Annotated in this window: 2 protein-coding genes; both read left to right on the top strand. The window is 69.0% G+C overall.

What is annotated here, in order from left to right; all coding sequences use genetic code 11:
* Window positions 1-285, top strand: a 285-nt coding sequence (locus tag ACH4J0_RS43375) for a transposase (protein WP_396246683.1), incomplete at its 5' end; no start/stop codon positions are given.
* A partial coding sequence (locus tag ACH4J0_RS43370; RefSeq protein WP_396246682.1) for an IS3 family transposase occupies window positions 282-1,012 on the top strand: 731 nt, incomplete at its 3' end. The genes ACH4J0_RS43375 and ACH4J0_RS43370, both read left to right, overlap by 4 nt.

Genomic DNA, 1,012 nt, shown 5'->3' with positions numbered 1-1,012 from the left:
TTCCGCGCGGGGGCGGTACGGATCGTGACGGAGACCGGGAAGTCGGCCGCGGAGGTCGCGCGGGACTTGGGCGTGCACGAGAGCACGCTGCAGAACTGGGTCCATCGCGCGCGGGCCCGGGCGGACGCGGATGCGGACGGGGGCTTGAGCGAGTCCGAGCGCGACGAGCTTCGCCGGCTGCGCGAGGAGAACATTCGGCAGCGCAAGGAGATCGCCGAGCTCGGGATGGAGCGCGATGTCCTCAAGCGATCGGTGGTCCTGTGGGTGAAGGAGGCGATGAAGTGACGGTTGCGGGCTTCATCGCCGACCAGAGGACCGAGCACGGCGTTCCGCACACGATCGCCTGCCGGGCCCTTGGGGTGTCCGAGTCGTGGTTCTACAAGTGGCGTCGCCGTCCGGCCGAGCCGACCGGGCGCGAGGTGCGGCGGGCTGAACTGGCCGAGCGGATACGGTACTTCTTCGCCGCGTCCGGCAACACGTACGGTTCGCCGAGGATCACGCTCGACCTGTGGGCGGAGGGCTGGCAGGTGTCCGAGAACACCGTCGCCAAGATCATGGCCCAGCTCGGACTCCAGGGTCGCAAGCCCCCGCGGCGGCGCCGGTCGCTGACCAGGCAGGGTAAGCGGAAGGCGGCCCGTGACCTGGTGCACCGTCGCTTCGATGCCGTCGCACCGAATGTGCTGTGGGTCGGCGACATGACCGAGATCGACACCGGCGAGGGCAAGCTCTACCTGGCCACCGTGATCGACCTGTTCTCCCGACGCCTGCTCGGCTACGCGATGGGTGCCCAGCACGACGCCGCCCTGGTCAGCGCCTCGCTCAAGATGGCCGCGGCCGCCAGGGGCGGGAATGTGGACGGCGTGATCTTTCACTCGGATCGCGGCAGCGAATACAGCAGCGAGGCCTACAACAACCTGTGCGACAGGCTCGGCGTCGTCCAGTCCATGGGGCGCGTCGGGTCGGCACTCGACAACGCCGCGGCCGAGAGCTTCCACTCCACGATCAAGGTCGA

It is taken from the genome of Kitasatospora sp. NPDC017646, from assembly GCF_044329365.1.
GTDB lineage: Bacteria > Actinomycetota > Actinomycetes > Streptomycetales > Streptomycetaceae > Kitasatospora.
Note: the sequence above shows the minus strand (reverse complement) of the source record. Positions and strands in the feature narration are given on the sequence as shown.